The following is a 20937-nucleotide window of genomic DNA, read 5'->3' as shown; positions in this document are numbered from 1 at the left end:
CGGTAAGGTGGCCCGGTTGTCATATCTGGACGAGCGTCGAACCCGGAGATCGTGACTACTACCACCACCTCCTCCCATCACCTCTCTCCCGCCTTCCCCGGCCGGGCCCCCTGGGGTACCGCCGGCAAGCTGCGAGCCTGGCAGCAGGGCGCCATGGACAGGTACCTCCAGGAGCAGCCCCGAGACTTCCTCGCCGTCGCCACCCCCGGCGCCGGCAAGACGACCTTCGCCCTGACCCTGGCGTCCTGGCTGATGCACCACCACGTCGTGCAGCAGATCACCGTCGTCGCGCCCACCGAGCACCTGAAGAAGCAGTGGGCCGCCGCCGCCGCGCGCATAGGGATCAAGCTGGACCCGGAGTACAGCGCCGGGCCGCTCAGCAAGGAGTACGACGGGGTCGCCATCACCTACGCCGGCGTCGGAGTCCGGCCCATGCTCCACCGCAACCGCTGTGAACAGCGCAAGACCCTCGTCATCCTCGACGAGATCCACCACGCCGGAGACTCCAAGTCGTGGGGCGAGGCCTGCCTGGAGGCGTTCGAGCCCGCCACCCGGCGCCTCGCGCTGACCGGTACGCCCTTCCGGTCGGACACCAACCCGATCCCCTTCGTCACGTACGAGGAGGGGAACGACGGCATCCGGCGGTCCTCCGCCGACTACACGTACGGCTACGGCAACGCCCTCGGCGACGGTGTCGTCCGGCCGGTCATCTTCCTCTCCTACAGCGGCAACATGCGCTGGCGCACCAAGGCGGGCGACGAGATCGCCGCCCGCCTCGGCGAGCCGATGACCAAGGACGCCGTCTCGCAGGCCTGGCGCACCGCGCTCGACGCGAAGGGCGACTGGATGCCGAACGTCCTGCGCGCCGCCGACCAGCGCCTCACCGAGGTCAGGAAGTCGATTCCCGACGCCGGTGGCCTCGTCATCGCCTCCGACCAGGACTCGGCCCGCTCGTACGCCAAGCTGATCCGCGAGATCACCGGCACCAGGCCCACCGTCGTCCTCTCCGACGACACCGGCGCCTCGAACCGCATCGACGAGTTCAGCGAGAGCACCGACCGCTGGATGGTCGCCGTCCGCATGGTGTCCGAGGGCGTCGACGTACCCCGCCTCTCCGTCGGCGTGTACGCGACGACGATCTCGACGCCGCTGTTCTTCGCGCAGGCCGTCGGCCGTTTCGTACGTTCACGCAGGCGCGGCGAGACCGCCTCCGTGTTCCTTCCCACGATCCCCAGCCTCCTCGGCTTCGCCAACGAGATGGAGGTCGAGCGCGACCACGTCCTCGACAAGCCCAAGAAGCAGGGCGAGGAGGACCCGTACGCCGAATCCGAGAAGGAGCTGGCGGAGGCGGAGAAGCAGCAGGACGAGGACACCGGCGAGCAGGACATGCTGCCGTTCGAGGCCCTCGAGTCCGACGCCGTCTTCGACCGCGTCCTCTACAACAGCGCCGAGTTCGGCATGCAGGCCCACCCCGGCAGCGCCGAGGAGCAGGACTACCTCGGCATCCCCGGCCTTCTCGAACCCGACCAGGTCCAGCTCCTTCTGCAGAAGCGCCAGGCCCGGCAGATCGCGCACAGCCGCAAGAAGCCGGACGACGAGGCGGACCTGTTGGAGCTTCCGGCGGAGCGGCGTCCCGTCGTTTCCCACAAGGAACTGCTCGAACTGCGCAAGCAGCTCAACACGATGGTCGGCGCCTACGTCCACCAGACCGGCAAGCCCCACGGTGTGATCCACACCGAGCTGCGCCGGGTGTGCGGCGGGCCGCCGAGCGCGGAGGCCACCGCAGGCCAGATCCGGGAACGGATCAAGAAGGTGCAGGAGTGGGCCACCCGGATGCGGTGACCGCTCCGGATGTCACCGAGGCCCGTACGACAGCGGTCGTACGGGCCTCTGTCGTCCCGCGGCGGCGGGACCGGCACCGCGGACCGGCGCAGACCGGCACCGCGGACCGGCATCGCGGACCGGCGCAGACCGGCACCGCGGACCGGCCCCCACGGCCGGCCTCCGGGCGCCCTCCACGCCACGGGCACGACAAAGCCGATCTTGTCCGCCGAAGTCCCGCCTGCGACCGGCGAAGGTCCCCAACCGTCTGTATACGGTCGTCGGCGCCCGGATTCTGGACGAGGTCTTCCGCTGAGCGGAGCGGGTCGCTACTGTCCCGGCTCAAAAGCATTCGCCCCGTGGCAGCGCCGCCGCGGAGCGCAGCCGGTGTACCCCTTCCTGCCGGCGGCCTCTGACGTGCGTCGCCGACGGGACCGGTGACGCAGACCCCGTGAGAGTCCCGCCCACCACTCACTCCGAAGGAGAGGGCGTCGTGACCGCGGAGACCTCCCAGACGCTCGACCGGGGACTCAGAGTCCTCAAACTGCTCGCCGACACCGACCACGGCCTGACGGTCACCGAGTTGTCCAACAAACTCGGCGTCAACCGGACCGTGGTCTACCGGCTGCTCGCGACCCTCGAACAGCACGCGCTGGTCCGCCGCGACCTCGGCGGACGCGCCCGCGTCGGCCTCGGCGTGCTCCGGCTCGGCCGCCAGGTCCACCCCCTGGTCCGCGAGGCCGCGCTGCCCGCGCTGCGCTCGCTCGCCGAGGACATAGGGGCGACGGCCCACCTGACGCTCGTCGACGGGGCCGAGGCGCTCGCCGTCGCGGTCGTCGAACCGACCTGGACCGACTACCACGTCGCCTACCGGGCCGGCTTCCGTCACCCCCTCGACCGGGGCGCGGCCGGACGCGCGATCCTCGCCGCCCGGCAGGGCGGGCTGATCGAACCGGGCTTCACCCTCACCCACGGCGAACTGGAGGCCGGCGCGAGCGGCGCCGCCGCGCCGCTCGTCGGCGTGACGGGGGTCGAGGGCAGCGTGGGCGTGGTGATGCTCGCGGACGCGGTGCCGGAGCGGGTGGGACCGAGGGTGGTGGACGCGGCGAGAGAGGTCGCGGACGCGCTGCGCTAGAGCGCGCGACGCCCCCACGCCGAGACCCGGGCCCGCCCCGGGACCTGCCCGGGCTACGGCCGGCGTCCGCACCCACGTCGGACTTCGCGAGGCCGACGAGCGAGGCAAACGCGGCCCGGCCCACGCCGAACCCGCCCCCGGGCCGCGCCCGTGCCCGCCTCGGGCCTCGCCCGCACCCGCCCGGGCCTCGCCCGCACCTGCCCGGGCCACGCCCGCACCCGCCCGCACCCGCCCCCGGACCCCGGCCCGCGTCGACCCCGCGCGCCGGGGGCAACGCCCTCGCCCGAACCCGCCCGCCGGGCCGCGCCCGCACCCGGCCCCGCCGAACAGACGCCCCAACCGGCGCCGTGCGGCGCAGGTCCCGTTCTACGGGGAAATCAGCGCAGGTCCCGTGGACGGGGAAATCAACAGTGCGCCCAGTGGGGTTCGTTCGTGGTGGACCGTGCGGCCCGTGCGGGTCGTCGTGATCAGGCCCGCCGCCCGCAGGGCCGACGCGTGGGCCGACGCCGTGGCGTTGCTGACGCCCGTGCGCCGCGCCAGCTCCGTCGTCGTACGGGGCTCCGTCAGCGCCCGCAGCAGCTCCGTCCTCGTACGGCCGAGGACCCCCGCGAGGGCCTCGTCGGGAGCGCCGCAGGACGGGGCAGGCGGCAGGCCCCGGCCCGCCGGGTACGTGAGGACAACCGGCCGGTCCGGCAGGTCCTGGACCAGCGGGCCGCCACGCCAGTGGAACGTCGGCAGCAGGACGAGACCGCGTCCGCCGAGCCGGATCTCGCGCCCGTCCCGCCCGGGCCACGACCAGACCCCCTCCCGCAGCCGCGACCCCGGCGCCACCGCCGCCAGGGCCGCCCCCAGGCCCTCCTCGGCGACGGCGAGCGCGTGCCGGGTGAACTCCGCCCGGTGCAGGTCCTGGACCAGCGGCCACACCGGCGCGAGGACCGTCTCGTACGCGGCCCGCTGGGCCCGCTCCAGGGTCCGCCAGGCGTCGGCGTCCCCGTCGTACAGGCCCCGCACCCAGGCCGGAACCCGCCGCCGCCCCGCGTACACCCGTGTGATCCCGGACCGTACGAGCGCGGGCGGCGCCGACCGGATCAGCGAGAAGCCGTCCTCCCGTGTCTCGCCGAGCACGTCGAGGAAGGCCGGCGCCGCCCCGTCCGGCGCCAGGTCGGCGAGGGGTGCCGCCGCGCCCGGCAGGGCCCGCAGGAGCCTGCCGCGCCAGCGTCCGAAGAGCAGCTCCTCGTGCGGGGCGCCGAGCATCAGCAGGGCCGCGTGGAGTTCGGGCACGGGCGAGGGCCGGGCCGCGAACCGCACCCGCGTGTAGTCGCCCTCCGTGAATCGGACCCTCATCGCCCACAACCCCCTGTCCACCGCAAGCCTTTCGGGTGAGGCCGCAAGCTTCGCCCGTCTCTCCCGTCCGCCCCAGGATGCCGTGCATGACCTTCCGCACCCCCGGCCGCCGTGCCGTCACCAAGGGCGCCCTCGCCGGTGCCGCCGCCCTGCTCCTCGGCTCCGCCGCAGGAACCGCCTCCGCCCGCCCGGCAGGTCCGGCGCTCCGGCTGCCCGCGCCCACCGGCCCGTACGCCGTCGGCGCCGTGGTCCGTCATCTCGTCGACCCCACCCGCACCGACCCCTGGGTGCCCGCGATCGGCGTACGGGAGGTGATGGTCACCGTCCTCACGCCCGCCGCCCCCGCCCGTGGCTTCCCGCGCATGCCGCAGCTCACCCCGGACGCCGCCGGCTTGTTCGCGTTCCTCGGTCCGCTGATCCGCCCGCACCTGCCGCGCGAGGGTGTCGACTGGGCGGCGACCCTCACCCATGCTCGCCTCGGGGCCCCGCCGCTGCCCGGACGGCGGCCCGTCCTCCTGTACAGCCCCGGCGGCGGTGACTCCCGCGCCATGGGCAGTTCCCTGGCGATCGACCTCGCCTCGTACGGCTGGACCGTCGTCACCGTCGACCACCCGGGCGACGCGAGCGAGGTGGAGTTCCCCGACGCGCGGCCGGGACGCGACCGGGTCCGGGAGACCGCGCTGCGCCCCGACAACGACGCGGCGACCTTCTCCACCATGGTCGACACCCGGGTCGCCGACCTCCGCTTCGTCCTCGACGCCCTCGGTCTCGAACGGGTCGGCCTGTACGGGCACTCCGCAGGCGGCACCGCCGTCGCGCAGGCCCTCCACGAGGACCGGCGGATCGCAGCCGCCGCCGTCCTGGAGGGATACCTGGACGGGATGGACGGCGCACTCCTGCCCGTGGCCCGCGACGGCGTGGACCGGCCCGTGCTCCTCGCCGGCACCGACGGCTTCCGCGACGACCGCATCGACCGGTCCTGGTCGGCGCTGCTCGCGCACGGCGGGCCCGTCGTCCGGCGGCAGCTCGACGACAGTGACCACTGGGTCTTCACCGACTACGCGGCCCTCGTCCCGCAGCTCCACGAGGCCGGTCTGATGACCGCCGAAGGACGCGCCGACATGGTCGGCACGATCGCTCCCGGGGCGTCCGTACCCGCCGTACGAAGGCTCCTGCGGTCCTTCTTCGGCCGCCACCTGCCCGTACGGGGGACCGTGCCCCCGGGCCGGCGGCCGCTCGTGTCCCAGTAGATTGGGGGCGTGCTCTCAGGTCTCTCCCGCCCCCGTGCGCTCGCTGTCTGCGCCCTGCCCGTCGCCGCGCTCTTCGCCGTCGCCGGGCTCGCGCCGCTGCCGTACGCGATCGCCCAGCCCGGCTCCACCGCCGACGTGCTCGGCAAGGACAAGGGGCGGGAGGTCATCACCATCACCGGCGCTCCCGTCCTTCCCACCGAGGGACAGCTGCGGATGACGACGATCGTGGCGACCGGGCCGTCCACGGACGTGGACCTCGCGGACGTGACCGAGGCCTGGTTCCGCACCGACCGGGCCGTGCTCCCGCACGACTCCGTCTACCCGCCGGGGAAGTCCGACGCCGAGATCGAGAAGCACAATCTCGGCCAGATGAAGAAGTCGCAGGACACCGCCACACTCGCCGCCCTCGGATATCTGAAGAAGGACCCCGAGGAGGTGAAGGTGACTCTGCACCTCGCCGACATCGGCGGGCCGAGCGCCGGGCTGCTCTTCTCCCTCGGCATCGTCGACAAGCTCGCCGGGGACGGTGACGGCGGAGACCTCACGGGTGGCCGGATCGTCGCCGGTACGGGCACGATCGAGGCGGACGGCAGCGTCGGCGCGGTCGGCGGGGTGTCCCTGAAGACCCAGGCCGCAGCCCGGGACGGGGCCACCGTCTTCCTCGTGCCGAAGGACGAGTGCGCGGAGGCCCGCGCGGAGCAGCCGAAGGGGCTGCGGCTCGTTCCCGTCACCGCGCTCAGCGACGCGGTGGCGTCCCTGCGGGCCCTGGGACAGGGCCAGGAGTCGAAGGTTCCGACCTGCTGACCGTTTCCTCGGACGTGTGGTCCACAGGCGGCGCGTCCATGCCCCGCCAGGCGGGGAAGAGCAGGGGCGAGAGCGTGGCGAGGAAGTAGAGCGCGCCGATGCCGAGCAGCGTCGCCGTCAGTCCGGCCCGCTCGACCAGGAGACCGGCCGACAGGCCCCCGAGCGGGGTCGTGAGCAGCACTCCGGCGGTGCTAGCGCCCATGACCCGGCTGCGCAGCCCGTCGGGCACCTGCTCGTACATGACCGTGGTCAGGATCGGGTTGAGCGTGCCGACGCCGAACCCGGCCGCCGCCGCCGTCACGAGCAGGGGTGCGGTGGTGTCGGTGAGCGCGGCGACCACGTACAGCGGGGCGCCGCCCAGGAGGAAGCCCGCCGTGAACACGGTCCGGCGCGGGAAGCGCTCCCCGACGGCCCCGTACAGCAGGGCACCGACGAGGGCGCAGCCGCCGAAGACGGAGACGAGCAGGCCCTGCGCGGCCGGTCCGCCGAGTTCCTCCCGGGCGTGGAGCGGAAGCAGGACGGCGCTCCAGCTCTGGCTCAGGCCGTTGGTGACCATCACCATGACCGTGATGCCGAGCAGCAGCCGGGCGCGGAACAGGAAGGCGTACCCCTCGCGGAGATCGGCCCGGTAGAGGGCGGGGGAGAGGCGGGGGCCGTCGCGTACGGGCTCCGCCGCAGGGACCCCGCGCAGGCCGGCGGCGAGGAGCAGCGCGGAGGCGCCGAAGGTGACCGCGTCGAGGAGCAGGACCGTTTCGGCGCCCATGAACGCGACGAGCAGCCCGGCCGCCGCCGCGCCCGTCATCCGGGCGCCGCGCGCCACGGCGTCGTACAGGCCGGCCGCCCGGGGGAGTGACGTTCCCGCCTGCCGGGCGAGGTCGGGGACGAGGACGTGCCGGGCCATCTCCCCGGGCGCGTGGAAGAGGCCGGTGAGCGCCATCAGGGCGCACAGCATCCAGAACTCCAGGACTCCGGCGCGGTGCAGCAGCGGGATGGCGGCGAGTGCGAGCCCGCAGAGCAGGTCGGAGGCGATGCTGACGCGGCGGCGGCCGAGCCGGTCGATGACGGGGCCGCCGGCGATGGCGGAGACGAGGACGGGGAGGGCGGCGCAGAAGGCGACGAGCCCGGCCTTGCCGGGGCTTCCGGTGGTGTCGAGCGCGAACCACGGGACACCGATGAGGGTGAGCGAATTGCCGGTGATCGAGACGGCGTTGGCGGCGAGGACGGTGAACAGCGGCCGTTTGTCTCCCCCGGGATTTTTCATGCGGCCAGGGTGACCGGGCGGCGGTCGGCGGGAGTGGCGAGTCGCAGACCCAACTCGACGAGTCGCCATCCCAGTTGGACGCGGAGGGGTGGGGCGGGGGTGGTGGGGACTTCGACGGCGTGGGCGGCGGCGCGGTGGAGTTCGGCGGCGGTGAGGGTGTGCAGCTGGAGGTGGATGTCGGCGTGCATGGTGCGGCTTCCTTCCGTGGGGTACGAGCGGCCGGGGCCCGTTCGGTCCTCGTGCTGGGGGGCGAGTGGCCGGGGCCCGTTCGGTCCTCGTGCTGGGGGGCGAGTGGCCCGGACCGCTCAGTCCTCGTGCTGAGGGGCGAGTGGCCCGGAGCCGTTCGGTCCTCGTGCTGGGGGACGAGTCGGCCCGGACCGCTCAGTCCTCGTGCTGGGGGAACGCGTGCAGATGCATCCGTACGCGGGCGGCGCCGGGCGCGTCCGGATCGGAGGTCTCGTGGTACTCGTCGATCAGCTCGTGGATCCTGGCGTTGAGCTCGCGCAGCCGCTCGGGCGGCAGGCGCAGGGTGAAGTCGCTCATGTCGGAGGCGCCCGCCCAGGCCGGATCCCAGTCGTGGCGGATGCCGAGCCAGGTGTTCAGCTCCTGGGTGTGGATGGTCGCGATCTCGTGCAGATAGACCTCCATGGCGCCCCGGACCTCGGGATCCGCGTGCAGGTGCAGCGATGCGTCGACGGACGTGCCCTGCTGGGCCGCCTTCCACCACCGCTCCCGGCCCTTGCCCCGGGTCGGGTCGTCCTCGACGAAGCCGTGGGCGGCGAGCTGCCGCAGGTGGTAGCTGGTGGCGCCGCTGGACTCGCCGAGGCGCTCGGCCAGTTGGGAGGCGGTGGCGGGCCCGTGGTGCCGCAGGGCGCGGAGCAGCTGGATGCGGAGCGGGTGGGCGAGTCCGCGCAGTGAGCGCGGGTCGAGCGTGCGGCTGACGCGTTCCTCGGGTGCGGGCATGGGTCGATCCTAGGCATGCAAAGAAGTACTTGCAATGAGTTCTTTGCAAGTACTTCTTTGCATGTCCGCTCAAGGGCTCAGTCGACGTCCTCCGCCGCCTGCTCCACCAGCGGGATGATCCGCAGCGGCACCGGGTTCTCCATCACGATCGCCGTCGACGCCCGCACGATCCCCTCGAAGGCCACCACCTTGTCGATCACCCGCTGGAGATCCGCGTTCGAGCGGGCCACGAGCCGGCACAGCATGTCGCCGTGACCCGTCGTCGTGTGCAGCTCGAGCACCTCCGGAACCGTCGCCAGATGCCCCCGCACGTCCGCGCCCTGTCCCTGCTTGATCTCAAGCGTCGCGAAGGCCGTCACCGGGTAGCCCAGCGCCGCCGGATCCACCTGCGGACCGAACCCCCGGATCACCCCGCTCGCCTGGAGCCGGTCGAGCCGCGCCTGCACGGTCCCGCGTGCCACTCCGAGCCGGCGCGAGGCCTCCAGGACCCCGATGCGCGGTTCCCGGGCGAGCAGCACGATCAGCCGGCCGTCCAAATGATCGATCGCCACGAGGGCCTCCCGATGGTCACCATGTACAAGTCGCCCGCCGATGCTGCCCGATGGCTGTACACATTGACCAGCCTCCGAGCAAACTATTGCGCACCTTGCGGGACGGCGCGACGCTGCTCCTATGACTGAGACCATCGATCACACCCCCTCCACGGCGCGGCAGGCCGATCCCTTCCCCGTGAAGGGAATGGACGCGGTCGTCTTCGCCGTCGGCAACGCCAAGCAGGCCGCGCACTACTACTCCACGGCCTTCGGCATGAAGCTCGTCGCCTACTCCGGACCGGAGAACGGCAGCCGCGAGACCGCCAGCTACGTCCTCACCAACGGCTCCGCCCGTTTCGTGTTCACCTCCGTCATCAAGGTCACGACCGACCACGGCCGCTTCCTCGCCGACCACGTCGCCGAGCACGGCGACGGCGTCGTCGACCTGGCGATCGAGGTGCCGGACGCGCGCGCCGCGTACGCGTACGCCGTCGAGCACGGCGCCACCGGTCTCACCGAGCCGTACGAGGTCAAGGACGACCACGGGGTTGTCGTCCTCGCCGCCATCGCGACGTACGGCAAGACCCGCCACACCCTCGTCGAGCGCTCCGGCTACGACGGCCCGTACCTCCCCGGCTTCGTCGCCGCGAACCCGATCGTCGAGCCGCCGGCCAAGCGCACCTTCCAGGCCATCGACCACTGCGTCGGCAACGTCGAGCTCGGCAAGATGAACGACTGGGTCGGCTTCTACAACAAGGTCATGGGCTTCACGAACATGAAGGAGTTCGTGGGCGACGACATCGCGACCGAGTACTCGGCGCTGATGTCGAAGGTCGTGGCGGACGGCACCCTCAAGGTGAAGTTCCCGATCAACGAGCCGGCGATCGCGAAGAAGAAGTCGCAGATCGACGAGTACCTGGAGTTCTACGGCGGCGCGGGTGTCCAGCACATCGCCCTCGCCACCAACGACATCGTCGCCACCGTGCGCGCGATGCGGGCCGCCGGCGTCTCCTTCCTCGACACCCCCGACTCGTACTACGACACGCTCGGCGAGTGGGCCGGCGAGACCCGGGTGCCGGTCGAGACCCTGCGCGAGCTGAAGATCCTCGTCGACCGCGACGAGGACGGCTACCTGCTGCAGATCTTCACCAAGCCGGTCCAGGACCGCCCGACCGTCTTCTTCGAGATGATCGAGCGTCACGGTTCCATGGGCTTCGGCAAGGGCAACTTCAAGGCCCTGTTCGAGGCGATCGAGCGCGAGCAGGAGAAGCGCGGCAACCTGTAGCCCGCGGCCGGTCGGCGCCGCCGAGGGCCCCGGGCCACCCGCCCGCGCCCCCGGCGGTGCGCCTGCCACCACCCGCCCGCGCCCACGGCGGTGCGCCTGCCACCACCCCGCCCGCGCCCCCGCCGCGTGCCGCGCCCGTCGACGCCACCCCGTCGCGGGCCGGGCCTGCCCTCGGCGTCGGGGCCTCAGGGCTGTCGGGACCTCAGGGCTGTCGCGCCGCAGGCGACTCGGCAGGGTTCGGCGCCTCAGCCGTCCCCGGCGCCCCCGCTGTCCCCGGCGCCTCAGCCGCCCCCGCCGGCTCCCGCCGCAGCTCCTTCGGCAGTTCGTCCGGCGGCTCGCCCACCGCCGCCAGCGCCTCCGTCGCCTTCGGCGCGAGCAGCGGGGAGAAGTCCGGGTTGATCCGCAGGGCCTCCGCCAGGTGGCGGCGGGCCGGGCCCCGCTGTTCCAGGGCGCGTTCGATCTCGCCCAGGTGGTACGAGAAGAGCGCGCTCCGCAGCCCCTCGTCCGTGGCCCGTTTCGCGTACTCCAGCGCCTCCTTCGGCTGCCCCGACCGGTACAGCGCCCAGCCCAGCGCGTCCGCGACCCGCACCGAGCGGTGCCCGCGCGCCCACTCCGCCCGCATCCGGGTCACCGCGGCCGCCGGGTCGCCGTGGTCCGCGTCGAGAAGGGCGAGGGCCACTTCCCCGCGCGCCCACGTGCCGGTCCGCAGCCGCTCGTACAGGGCTCGCGCGTCCCCGTCCAGGCCCAGCGACTCGTACAGTTCACCGGCCTCGAGGACGTACTCCGGCAGCGGCAGCCGGGCCAGTGCCGCCCGCCAGTCCCGCAGCGCCTCGCCGGTGCGGCCGAGGGCCGCGAGGGCCCGCGCCCGGCCCGCGAGTGAGGGCCCGTGGTCGCGTACGAGCCGGAGCGCCGACGCGAACCGCGCCACCGCCTCCTCCGGTTCGCCCCGCTCCCACGCCAGGTCGCCGAGGCGCGCGAGGGACGCCGCCTTCTCCGCGTCCGTCTCGGCGAGCGCCGCCGCGTCGAGGGCCGCCGCGTCCGCGTCCTCGCGCCAGCCCCGGTCGCGGTACGTCTGCGAGGCCCGGGTGCGGACCACCGCGCCCGCGTGGAGCTTCTCCAGGGTCTCCATCGCCTTCTGGGCCGCCTGGTAGTCCCCGAGGCCGTTGTACGCGTCCATCAGGACCGGGTAGACCGGCCAGCGCCGCGGCTCCGCCTTCCGTACCTTCTCGCCCCACTCCTTCGCCGTCCGCCAGTCGCCGCGCGCCCCCGCGAGCGCCCCGAGCCCCAGCTGGGCGGCCGGATTGCCGCGCGCGGCGGGCCGTTCGGCGAGCGAGCGGCGCAGCGCCCGCTCGGCCCGCGGGTAGTCCCGTACGTCTCCGAGCCGGGTGCCCCGCTCCGTGTAGGCCGCGCCGAGCTCCGCCCAGGACGCGTCGTCGTCCGGGTGGGCGCGCAGCCACTTCTCCCGGTCGGTGATCAGCGCCGCCAGGTCGGGCAGCGCGGCCTGCGCGCCCGCGTGGGCCGCGATCGTCGCCCGTTCCGCCGGACCCGGCGCGCGCGGCGGGCGTTGGCCGACGAGCTCGGGGACGTACAGCAGGGCCGTCGCCGCGAGCACCGCGCCCACTCCGGCCGCGAGGACCGTCCTCGACACGTTCTGCGTCTTCATGGCGCTCACTGTGCGCCCGCCCGCACCTGTACGAAGAGCACACGAAGCGCCCGCCCCGGCGGGTTCACACCGATGGCCCCGGGTGCCACGCTGGACGCATGGACGATCTTCTGACGCGGCTGCGCGCCGGGCTCCCCGCCGACGCGGTCCTCACCGACCCGGACGTGACCGCCTCCTACGCGAACGACATGGCGAGCTTCTGCGCGGCCGGCGTTCCCGCCGTCGTCGTGCTGCCGCGCACCGTCGAGCAGGTCCAGCACGTCATGCGCACCGCGACCGAACTCCGGGTCCCCGTCGTCCCCCAGGGGGCCCGTACCGGCCTGTCCGGGGGTGCCAACGCCTCCGAGGGCTGCATCGTGCTCTCCCTGGTCAGGATGGACCGTGTCCTGGAGATCAACCCGGTCGACCGGATCGCCGTCGTCGAACCGGGTGTCGTCAACGCCGTGCTGTCACGGGCCGTCGCCGAACACGGCCTCTTCTACCCGCCGGACCCCTCCAGCTGGGAGATGTGCACCATCGGCGGGAACATCGGCACCGCCTCCGGAGGTCTGTGCTGTGTGAAGTACGGGGTGACCGCCGAGTACGTCCTCGGTCTCGACGTCGTCCTCGCCGACGGCCGGCTCCTGACCACCGGACGCCGCACCGCCAAGGGCGTCGCCGGTTATGACCTGACCAGGCTCTTCGTCGGTTCGGAGGGCAGCCTCGGCATCGTCGTCAAGGCCGTGCTCTCGCTCAGGCCGCAGCCTCCCGCGCAGCTCGCGCTCGCCGCCGAGTTCCCCTCCGCCGCCGCCGCGTGCGCGGCCGTCTGCGCGGTCATGGAGGCGGGGCACACCCCGTCGCTGCTCGAACTCATGGACCGCACCACCGTTCGGGCGGTCAACGAGCTGGCGCGCATGGGTCTGCCCGACACGACCGAGGCGCTGCTCCTGTGCGCCTTCGACACCGCGGACCCGGCGGCCGATCTGGCCGCCGTCGGGGAGCTGTGCGCGGCGGCGGGTGCCACCGAGGTCGTCCCGGCCGCGGACGCCGCCGAGTCCGAACTCCTCCTCCAAGCACGCCGGCTGTCCCTCACGGCCCTGGAGGCCATCAAGTCCGCGACGATGATCGACGACGTGTGCGTGCCGCGGACGCGGCTCGCCGAGATGCTCGACGGCACGGCGGCGATCGCGGAGAAGTACGACCTGACCATCGGCGTCTGCGCGCACGCCGGGGACGGCAACACCCATCCCGTGGTCTGCTTCGACCACACCGACGAGGACGAGTCGCGGCGCGCGCGGGAGTCCTTCGACGAGATCATGGCGCTCGGGCTCGCGCTCGGTGGCACGATCACCGGCGAGCACGGCGTGGGCGTGCTCAAGAAGGAGTGGCTGGCGCGGGAGCTGGGGCCGGTCGGCCTGGAACTCCAGCGGGGGATCAAGGCCGCGTTCGACCCGCTGGGGCTGCTCAACCCCGGGAAGCTCTTCTGAGAGCAGCGGTACGAGGGTCAGGTGGGGGATCACAGCTCGCCGTCCTGCGACTCGTCCGACGGCCACGGCTCGCGCAGCCACAGCTCGTCGGAGATCACGGTGGTCGCCAGGAGATCGGCGAGCCCGTCGTCGATGCCGAGCCGCTCGGACTCGGTGCCCGGCGGGACCGCGCGCAGGGTCCGCTCCAGCCAGGCGGACACCTGCGCGGACGGGGCTTCGAGCAGGGCGTCGCCGTCGGGGGAGGAGAGCGCCATCAGGACGACGCCGCGGCCCTCGACCTTGGTGGGCCAGATGCGGACGTCGCCGTGCCCGCAGGCCCGGAAGACCCCCTCGACGAGGAGTTCGCGTGCGAACGTCCAGTTGACGGGGTGGTCCGTGCCGATGTGGAAGGTGATGTGGACGGCGTACGGGTCGTCGGTGCGGTAGGCGAGCCGGGCGGGGACGGGGACCGCGCGCTCGGGGGAGAGCACCAGCTTCAGCTCCAGCTCGCGCTCGACCGTGGTGTTGTCGGTGTTCTGCATGGCCGTACTTCCTCTCGTGGACCGGCCCCGGACGGGCCTTCACGAGGAGAGAGCGGGGTACCCCCGGCTCATTACGCGACTTCGGGAAGTTTTTTCGGGAAGTTTTCTCCGGGGGTGTCCCGGGCAGGGATCCATCGGCCCGAACATCACCATGAGTGATCGATTCCGGTACGTGTCGCCCGAAGGCGGGGCTTTCTCGCGGGCTCCTTGTCCCCTCGGGGACGTTCTTCGTTACTGTCCTCCTTGGGCGCGGCACGCCCGGCGCGCGGCCGTGCGGATCAAAGGCGTTGTGACTGAACGGAGTCGGGGCAGTGGCTACTCCTCCTGGAGGCGGCGGAGAGGTACCGCAGGCGGGGTACTACCCGGACCCGTCCATTCCCGGGTACATCCGGTACTGGAACGGGGGCGCGTGGGTTCCCGGCACGAGCCGGCCCGCCCCCTCGGAAGGTGAGGTTCCGCCGCATCCGCCCGCCTCGGCGGTCCCGGCCGGTCCGAACCTGGCCTCGGGCCCTGCCCCGGCCCCGGCCGCGCCCCCCGCACCGGCACGGCCCGAACCCGCACACGCCGGACCCGCACACGCCGGACCCGCACACGCCGAACCCGTACAGCCCGATCCGGCGCACGCCGAGTCCGTACGGCAGCCCTCGCCCGAGCCGTCGCCCCCGGCGCCCGCTCCCACGCGGCCCGAGACCTCCGTGCCGGCCCAGGCCCGGGCGTCCGCGCCCGTACCCGTGCGGGCCCACGCCCCCGCCCCCGTACCGGCGGTGGAGGAGACCGGGCCCGTCTTCTTCGACGAGGAGCCGGCCGACCCGGAGCCCGCATCCGCGTGGCAGGCGGACAGCTCCCGCCAGACCGGCTTCGGCGGCGAGCGCGACCAGAAGGTCTCCTGGGGCGCGCCCCCGGCCCCCGACCCGCGCACCCCGGCGGACTGGCCGGTCGCGGGCGCGAGCGAGCCCGCCGAGGAGCCGTCGGCCGCCCCCGCGCGGGCCGCCGACCCCCGGACGGCCGGGGGAGCGGCGCGGCTCGGCGGGATGCCGGTCACGCCGATCCCGACGCCCGCCACGACGCCGCCGACACAGCACATGGCTCCACCCCGGCCGGCCCCCGCCCCTGCGGCCCCGGCCCCCGTACAGCAGTCGCCCGCTCCCGCCCCCGTACAGCACGCCCCCGCCCCCGTGCAGCAGTCCCCCGCCCCCGCCCCCGCGGCGCCCTCCTGGGCCCAGCAACCGCAGCCCGCGGCCCAGGCCCCGGGCAGCGCCCAGGAGCAGGGTCAGCCCGTCGTCCCCTGGAAGCCGCCCGTCGACGACCTGTTCGTCCAGGCGGCCCGCGCGCAGGCCTCCGCGCGTCCCGCCGGGCTCGGCAGGCGCCTGCTCGCCCGGCTGATCGACAGCGTGGTCCTGGGCGCGCTCGTGGGCGGTGCCTCGTTCCCGTTCGTGACCGCGGCCCTGGACCACATCGACGGCAAGATCGAGGCGGCCAGGCAGTCGGGCGTCACCGTCCAGGTCTGGCTGCTCGACGGGACCACGTCCGTCCAGTTCGGCATCGCGCTGGCCTCGCTGTTCGTCATCGGTGTCCTGTACGAGGCGCTGCCCACGGCCAAGTGGGGCCGCACCCTCGGCAAGAAGCTGTGCGGGATCGAGGTGCGGGACATCGAGGCGCACCAGCCGCCGCGGTTCGGGGCGGCCCTGCGCCGCTGGCTCGTGTACAGCGTCCTGGGGCTCCTGGTCATCGGCGTGTTCAACGTCCTGTGGTGTCTGTTCGACCGTCCCTGGCGCCAGTGCTGGCACGACAAGGCGGCCCGCACCTTCGTGGCGCGCTGAGGCGGCGGCCGGCCGGCGGCGTCAGCTCCGGCACGGTGACGGGGGGTCCCCCGAACGGGCGGTGATTCCTTGCGGGGGCGCCGTGCCCGGGATGCACTGCCCCCATGAGCACCGACCAGCCGCCGCCCGGCCAGCCGCCCGAGGAGGACCCGTTCCTCAAGAGGCCCCAGGAGCCCCCGCCGCCCTCCGCGGGACAGCCGCCCCCGTCCGGTGGCCAGCCACCGCCGGGAGAGCCCCCGCCGGGGAGTCCGTACGGCCCCTCGGGCGGTAGCCCCTACGGTCCCGGGGGCGGCTCCCCGTACGACGGCGGCATGCAGCCGCCTCCGTACGGCGGCTACGGCGGGGGGTACGGCGGGACGGATCCGCTCGCCGGGATGCCGCCGCTCGCCGAGTCCGGCAAGCGCATCCTCGCCCGGATCATCGACTGGCTGATCATCGCGATTCCGCTGGCGGTCATCGGCATCCCGTTCGACATCTACACGCGGGCGACCGAGGACGGCAACGACTTCGGTGACACGGTCAACAGCCTCAACGGCGGGAGCCAGCTGGTCTTCCAGCTCATCACGATCGTCGCGTACGTCGCCTACGACACGGTGATGACGGCGAGGAACGGCCAGACCCTCGGCAAGAAGCTGATGAAGCTGCGGGTCGCGATGCTCAACGACGGCTCGACGCCCCCGATGAGCCAGTCGCTGCTGCGGGCCCTCGTCCTGTGGCTGCCGGCGCTGATCTGCTGCGCCTGTCTGTGGCCGCTGCTGATCCTGATCCTGATCCTGGTCGACAAGCCCTACAAGCAGGGTCTGCACGACAAGGCGGCGAAGACGGTGGTGGTGTCCGTCCCGCGGTGAGCCGTCACGAGGGAAGGTTCACGAACCGGTCCGGGTGTCCGCCCCCGCGCCCACGCGCGCGGTCGGTACCCGGATCTCTTCGTTCCCCCGGGGCGCGGGAACCCGCTCCAGAACCTTGACGGGCGCCGTCCGCACCGGCATCGTCACCGCCACGAGCAGTCCGAGCAGCAGTCCGGCGAGGCTGATCACCGTGATGCCCCACGTGGTCGTCGTGCGGGTGAGCAGCAGGAGGGCGACGGTCGCGAGGACGACGGTGGCCGAACCGTAGGCGAGCTGCGCGGCGTTCGGACGCTGCATGACGGATACCGTCCCCTCCGGACATTCGGGTCGACTCTACGACGCTCGATGCCCGTGGCGGATGCGGGGCAAGCGTGACCTTACCCACGGCGCCGGTGCACAGAGGGGCGCACGGGGGCACGAAAGCCCCCACTTTCCCCGCGTGTGCGCCGCCCATCCGTCCGATTATCGGAATCTGCCTTCCGCATAGTGCAGTTGGTCTGTGCAAGTCAAGGTCTGTCTTTTCTTGTCTCTCTCCGGTCGAATGTCGTCACTTGTGACGCGCGACCCCCGCCGGACGGACACCCCACCTTCGGTCCGAGGCGCGGGCGCCGGGGAGGACTACATCAAGTGACCAACAGACGACGGGCGATCAGAACGTCCGCAGTCGTCGTGGCGCTCGCGGCTACCGCCGCCACCGCCTCGACCTTCACCACCGCCTGGGCCGACAATCACGGCAGCGTGACGCCGGCCGACGTCCGTCACGACCCGGCGCCCGGCGCCGTCGACGGACACGGACACGGGCACGGCGTCGACAAGACCGCCGTGGACCACGACCTCGAAGGCCCCTTCAGCAAGCAGCAGGAGCAGCAGCGCAAGGCTGCCCTGGAGCAGGTGCTGAGCGGCGAGGCCAAGGTCGAGCGCCGTGGCGGCTCGCAGGTCGTCAAGCTCGACAGCAAGAAGTACGTCGAGCTCGGCCGCGAGAAGACCGACAAGATCTTCACGATCCTCGTCGAGTTCGGCGACAAGGTGGACAACACCACCCTGGTGGACCGCGCCGACGACGACACGGACGAGCTGAAGCCGAAGTTCGGCGGCACGCCCGGCCCGCTGCACAACCAGATAGCCCAGCCCGACCGCGCCAAGGACAACTCCACGGCCTGGCAGGCGGACTACGACCAGAAGCACTTCCAGGACCTGTACTTCGGCACCGGCAAGGACGCCAAGGGACAGCCCAAGCAGTCGCTGAAGACCTACTACGAGAAGACCTCGTCCGGCCGGTACTCGGTCGAGGGCGGAGTCTCCGACTGGGTCAAGGTCGAGTACAACGAGGCCCGTTACGGCTCGAACTACTGCGGCAACAGCAACTGCGCCAACGTCTGGGACGCGGTCCGCGACGGCGTCACCGCCTTCGTCGCCGACCAGAAGGCCAAGGGCCGCACCGACGCCCAGATCAAGGCCGACATGGCCCAGTACGACCTCTGGGACCGGTACGACTTCGACGCCGACGGCAACTTCAACGAGCCCGACGGCTACATCGACCACTTCCAGATCGTCCACGCGGGCGAGGACGAGTCGGCGGGCGGCGGCGCCCAGGGCGGCGACGCCCTGTGGGCCCACCGCTGGTACGCGTACGGCACCAACGCCGGCAAGACCGGCCCGGCCGGCAACAAGGCCGGCGGCACGCAGATCGGCGACTCCGGCATCTGGGTCGGCGACTACACGATGCAGCCCGAGAACGGCGGCCTCGGCGTCTTCGCGCACGAGTACGGCCACGACCTCGGCCTCCCGGACCTGTACGACACCTCCGGCCGCCCCGGCGCCGAGAACTCGACCGGCTTCTGGTCGCTCATGTCGTCCGGTTCCTGGCTCGGCCGCGGCAAGGACGCCATCGGCGACCTGCCCGGCGACATGAACGCCTGGGACAAGCTGCAGCTCGGCTGGCTCAACTACACCAAGGTGGCGAACGAGGCCCGTGCGTGGAACTCCACGCACAAGCTGGGTGTGGCCGAGTACAACACCAAGAACCCGCAGGCGCTCATCGTCGAGCTGCCGAAGAAGGCCGTCACCACCGACGTCGTCGCGCCCGCCGAAGGCGCCACGCAGTGGTGGAGCAACATGGGTGACGACCTCAAGAACACCCTCACCCGCTCCGTCGACCTGACGGGCAGGACGTCCGCCTCCCTGGAGCTCCAGGGCTGGTACGACATCGAGCTCGACTACGACTACCTCTACACCGAGGTGTCGACCGACGGCGGCGCCAGCTGGACGGCCCTCGACGGCACCGCCGACGGCAAGGCGCTCCCGCGCGACGCCAGCGGCGCCCCGGCGCTGACGGACGTCTCCGGCACCCACAAGAAGCTCGTCTACGGCCTCGACGCCTACGCGGGCAAGAAGTTCGACCTCCGCTTCCGCTACCAGACGGACGGCGGCGCGGGCGGCAAGGGCTTCACCGCCGACGCCATCACCCTGACCGCCGACGGTGCCACCGTCTTCTCGGACAACGCCGAGAACGGTGACAACGGCTGGACCGCCAAGGGCTTCTCGCGGGTCGGCAAGGGCTTCACCAAGGAGTACGAGCAGTACTACATCGCGGAGAACCGCCAGTACGTCTCGTACGACGCCACCCTCAAGGTCGGCCCGTACAACTTCGGTTTCGCGGGTGACAAGTCCAGCTGGGTCGAGCACTACCCGTACCAGAACGGTCTGCTCATCTGGAAGTGGGACCTCTCCCAGAAGGACAACAACACGGCGGTCCACCCGGGCCAGGGCCTGATCCTTCCGGTCGACTCCCACGCCACCCCGCTGAAGTGGAAGGACGGCACCCTGATGCGCAACCGCGTCCAGGCGTACGACTCCACCTTCGGCACCTACCGGACCGACTCCCTCCTGCTCCACAAGGCGGACGTCCCGACGTGGGTGCACTCGCAGCGGGGCAACCCGGTCTTCGACGACCGCAAGGGCACCTACTGGTACCCGGAGACCGAGCGCGCGGGCGTCAAGGTAACTGACACCAACACCAAGATCGAGGTCGTCAAGGAGCCGAAGAACGGCCAGACGATCACGGTCCGCGTGGGTCCGTCTGTCAAGTAATCGGTAAAACCGCAGGTCAAAGCATGATCGGCCGTCGCCCTCTAGCGGGCGGCGGCCGATCGTGTTTAGGTGCGTCTGACGCTTTTCTTATTGACATTCAATCCACGGGGGAGTGGTTCCGCATGCCCAACGGAGGGTTCTGCAAGTTGCCCGGAGGCAGCGTGGTCGTCGCGATAGGGCTGCCGAGCCCGGCCCGCGACGGCGTCACCGTCCGCTTCCTGGTCCACGCGGCGAACCGGGCCCGTGCCCTCACCCGGCTGCGGAACCTGGGGCTGCGGGCCGTCTACCTCCGCGGCAACAGCGAGCCCCCCACCCCGGACGAGGTCACGGCCGTGCTGCACCACCCCGACGGCCTGCTGTGGAGATCCACCCCAGGAGCCGCCCAGGAGCTCTGGCACCCCGTACGGTCCCTCCCCAGGGCGCCCGCCGCCTAGGGGGCGTCTTGTCGATCAGGCCGGGCTCGCGGCGTGACCGACCGACACGGCCCCCCCAGGGCCCGTCCGGCACGGTTCAGGCCACCACCGGCCGGCCCGTCAGCTCCACGCCCGCCGCCCGCAGCTCCTCCAGGGCCCGGTCCGTCGTCTCCTTCGCGACGCCTGCCGTCAGGTCGAGCAGCACATGGGTGCGGAAGCCCTCACGGGCCGCGTCCAGGGCCGTCGCCCGGACGCAGTGGTCGGTGGCGACACCGACCACGTCGACCTCGGTGACCTCCCGCTCGCGCAGCCACTCCGCGAGCGTCCGCCCGTTCTCGTCGTGTCCCTCGAAGCCGCTGTACGCCGCGTCGTACGCGCCCTTGTCGAAGACGGCGTCGATCGCCCCGCTGGCGACGGCGGGCGCGAAGTTCGGGTGGAAGCCCACCCCCTCCGTACCGGCCACGCAGTGCACCGGCCAGGAGGTGACGTAGTCCGGCTCCTCGCCCGCCGGGGCGAAGTGCGCGCCCGGGTCGACATGGTGGTCACGGGTCGCGACCACGTGCCGGTAGGAGGTGCCCGCCGTCTGGCCGACCAGGTCGGTGATGGCGGCGGCGACGTCCGCGCCGCCGGTCACCGCGAGGCTGCCGCCCTCGCAGAAGTCGTTCTGAACGTCCACAACGATCAATGCGCGGTGCATGGCGGGTGTCCTTAGCGGGTCGG

At 72.6% G+C, this 20937-nt stretch carries 19 protein-coding genes and 1 pseudogene; 11 read left to right on the top strand and 9 right to left on the bottom strand.

What is annotated here, in order from left to right:
• Positions 1–48: 48 nt before the first annotated feature.
• Complete coding sequence (locus tag ACFVYX_RS02525) at positions 49–1842, top strand: DEAD/DEAH box helicase (RefSeq protein ID WP_389679509.1); 1794 nt, start codon at positions 49–51, stop codon at positions 1840–1842.
• 472 nt (positions 1843–2314) lie between these two features.
• Positions 2315–2956, top strand: coding sequence for an IclR family transcriptional regulator (locus tag ACFVYX_RS02520; protein ID WP_015033894.1), 642 nt, complete (start codon positions 2315–2317; stop codon positions 2954–2956).
• Between the two features lie 366 nt (positions 2957–3322).
• On the opposite strand, the gene ACFVYX_RS02515 is transcribed toward ACFVYX_RS02520, so the two are convergent.
• Entirely contained in the window at positions 3323–4300 is a 978-nt protein-coding gene (locus ACFVYX_RS02515) for an ArsR/SmtB family transcription factor (RefSeq protein WP_389679415.1), read from the bottom strand.
• A gap of 86 nt (positions 4301–4386) precedes the next feature.
• Here ACFVYX_RS02515 and ACFVYX_RS02510 point away from each other — a divergent pair, with 86 nt between their 5' ends.
• Both ACFVYX_RS02510 and ACFVYX_RS02505 read left to right on the top strand, forming a co-directional pair.
• A complete protein-coding gene (locus tag ACFVYX_RS02510) occupies positions 4387–5550 on the top strand; it encodes an alpha/beta fold hydrolase (RefSeq protein ID WP_389679414.1) in 1164 nt (387 codons plus the stop codon).
• Between the two features lie 9 nt (positions 5551–5559).
• Complete coding sequence (locus tag ACFVYX_RS02505) at positions 5560–6354, top strand: S16 family serine protease (protein ID WP_389679413.1); 795 nt, start codon at positions 5560–5562, stop codon at positions 6352–6354.
• On the opposite strand, the gene ACFVYX_RS02500 is transcribed toward ACFVYX_RS02505, so the two are convergent.
• The 4 genes from ACFVYX_RS02500 to ACFVYX_RS02485 form a co-directional block, all read right to left on the bottom strand.
• Positions 6287–7615, bottom strand: coding sequence for an MFS transporter (locus ACFVYX_RS02500; protein WP_389679412.1), 1329 nt, complete (start codon positions 7613–7615; stop codon positions 6287–6289). The genes ACFVYX_RS02505 and ACFVYX_RS02500 overlap by 68 nt on opposite strands.
• Positions 7612–7803 (bottom strand): hypothetical protein, encoded by a 192-nt coding sequence (locus tag ACFVYX_RS02495; protein ID WP_389679411.1) that lies wholly within the window; start codon positions 7801–7803, stop codon positions 7612–7614. The genes ACFVYX_RS02500 and ACFVYX_RS02495 overlap by 4 nt, the downstream gene beginning before the upstream one ends.
• Positions 7804–7996: 193 nt before the next feature.
• Positions 7997–8578 (bottom strand): ArsR/SmtB family transcription factor, encoded by a 582-nt coding sequence (locus ACFVYX_RS02490; protein WP_389679410.1) that lies wholly within the window; start codon positions 8576–8578, stop codon positions 7997–7999.
• 77 nt (positions 8579–8655) lie between these two features.
• Entirely contained in the window at positions 8656–9129 is a 474-nt protein-coding gene (locus ACFVYX_RS02485) for an Lrp/AsnC family transcriptional regulator (RefSeq protein ID WP_389679409.1), read from the bottom strand.
• Positions 9130–9250: 121 nt separating this feature from the next.
• Between ACFVYX_RS02485 and hppD the strand changes: the two genes are divergently transcribed.
• Positions 9251–10396: a 4-hydroxyphenylpyruvate dioxygenase gene (gene hppD, locus ACFVYX_RS02480; protein ID WP_389679408.1), complete on the top strand. Its 1146-nt coding sequence runs from the start codon at positions 9251–9253 to the stop codon at positions 10394–10396.
• 202 nt (positions 10397–10598) lie between these two features.
• Here hppD and ACFVYX_RS02475 read toward each other — a convergent pair whose 3' ends face one another.
• Positions 10599–12059 carry a tetratricopeptide repeat protein gene (locus ACFVYX_RS02475; RefSeq protein ID WP_389679407.1) on the bottom strand — a complete coding sequence of 487 codons (1461 nt, stop codon included), beginning with the start codon at positions 12057–12059 and terminating at the stop codon, positions 10599–10601.
• A gap of 98 nt (positions 12060–12157) precedes the next feature.
• Between ACFVYX_RS02475 and ACFVYX_RS02470 the strand changes: the two genes are divergently transcribed.
• Positions 12158–13525: an FAD-binding oxidoreductase gene (locus tag ACFVYX_RS02470; protein WP_389679406.1), complete on the top strand. Its 1368-nt coding sequence runs from the start codon at positions 12158–12160 to the stop codon at positions 13523–13525.
• Between the two features lie 29 nt (positions 13526–13554).
• Here the strand turns inward: ACFVYX_RS02470 and ACFVYX_RS02465 are convergent, their stop codons facing one another.
• Positions 13555–14046, bottom strand: coding sequence for an SsgA family sporulation/cell division regulator (locus ACFVYX_RS02465; protein WP_389679405.1), 492 nt, complete (start codon positions 14044–14046; stop codon positions 13555–13557).
• A 311-nt stretch (positions 14047–14357) separates the two neighbouring features.
• On the opposite strand from ACFVYX_RS02465, the pseudogene ACFVYX_RS02460 reads away from it, so the two are divergent.
• The 3 genes and pseudogenes from ACFVYX_RS02460 to ACFVYX_RS02450 all read left to right on the top strand — a co-directional run.
• Positions 14358–14477 (top strand): annotated as a pseudogene (locus ACFVYX_RS02460) (DUF2510 domain-containing protein); the annotation flags it as partial.
• A 264-nt stretch (positions 14478–14741) separates the two neighbouring features.
• Complete coding sequence (locus ACFVYX_RS02455; protein ID WP_389679508.1) at positions 14742–15866, top strand: RDD family protein; 1125 nt, start codon at positions 14742–14744, stop codon at positions 15864–15866.
• A 104-nt stretch (positions 15867–15970) separates the two neighbouring features.
• Positions 15971–16714 carry an RDD family protein gene (locus ACFVYX_RS02450; protein ID WP_389679404.1) on the top strand — a complete coding sequence of 248 codons (744 nt, stop codon included), beginning with the start codon at positions 15971–15973 and terminating at the stop codon, positions 16712–16714.
• 18 nt (positions 16715–16732) lie between these two features.
• On the opposite strand, the gene ACFVYX_RS02445 is transcribed toward ACFVYX_RS02450, so the two are convergent.
• On the bottom strand, positions 16733–17011 hold the full coding sequence (locus ACFVYX_RS02445; RefSeq protein WP_389679403.1) for a hypothetical protein: 279 nt from the start codon (positions 17009–17011) through the stop codon (positions 16733–16735).
• A gap of 330 nt (positions 17012–17341) precedes the next feature.
• Here ACFVYX_RS02445 and ACFVYX_RS02440 point away from each other — a divergent pair, with 330 nt between their 5' ends.
• The gene (locus tag ACFVYX_RS02440; protein ID WP_389679402.1) at positions 17342–19804 is read left to right on the top strand and encodes an immune inhibitor A domain-containing protein; all 2463 of its coding nucleotides are present in this window, start codon (positions 17342–17344) and stop codon (positions 19802–19804) included.
• Between the two features lie 122 nt (positions 19805–19926).
• On the top strand, positions 19927–20238 hold the full coding sequence (locus tag ACFVYX_RS02435; protein WP_389679401.1) for a hypothetical protein: 312 nt from the start codon (positions 19927–19929) through the stop codon (positions 20236–20238).
• 76 nt (positions 20239–20314) lie between these two features.
• Here the strand turns inward: ACFVYX_RS02435 and ACFVYX_RS02430 are convergent, their stop codons facing one another.
• The gene (locus ACFVYX_RS02430; protein ID WP_389679400.1) at positions 20315–20914 is read right to left on the bottom strand and encodes a nicotinamidase; all 600 of its coding nucleotides are present in this window, start codon (positions 20912–20914) and stop codon (positions 20315–20317) included.
• Positions 20915–20937 lie beyond the last annotated feature (23 nt).

It is taken from the genome of Streptomyces sp. NPDC058326 (genome assembly GCF_042879855.1).
In the GTDB taxonomy this organism is placed as follows: Bacteria; Actinomycetota; Actinomycetes; order Streptomycetales; family Streptomycetaceae; genus Streptomyces.
This window is presented reverse-complemented; position numbering and strand designations above follow the sequence as displayed.